General features: G+C 34.9%; 1 protein-coding gene. It reads left to right on the top strand.

Translation table 11 applies throughout. The annotated features are described in order from the left end of the window. Positions 1-111: 111 nt before the first annotated feature. Positions 112-370, top strand: a 259-nt coding sequence (locus AB4Z32_RS27875; protein WP_442125036.1) for a hypothetical protein, incomplete at its 3' end; no start/stop codon positions are given.

The following is a 370-nucleotide window of genomic DNA, read 5'->3' as shown; positions in this document are numbered from 1 at the left end:
GGTTTAGAGCGAAACGGGAAGGTTTATTTCGGTAGAAGATTGACAAAAAAAATCCCTGTTGTAGTTTGAAGTTGTCGAGGCTTCAAATTTACAACAAGGATCCGTATTGCTATGGGAAATATAGATAATAAAAAAAATAAAGTCAAGTATGAAAAGTTGAGTGATAGATCAGAGAAAGATAAACCGTGGGATATTCATAGACACGATTGCGATCTTGTTGCTGATATATATAAACAATCGTTCGAGTTTGAAAGATACTTTGAAAGAATGAATGAGTGTTCGGGACATTTACAATATTCCGAAATGTTAAATCGTGACACCGGTGAAATAGGTATTAAACTTAAGTCTGCGAGGTTTTGTAGGGTAAGAC

The organism is Massilia sp. 2TAF26 (genome assembly GCF_052115005.1).
Classification (GTDB): Bacteria; Pseudomonadota; Gammaproteobacteria; order Burkholderiales; family Burkholderiaceae_D; genus Telluria.
Note: the sequence above shows the minus strand (reverse complement) of the source record. Positions and strands in the feature narration are given on the sequence as shown.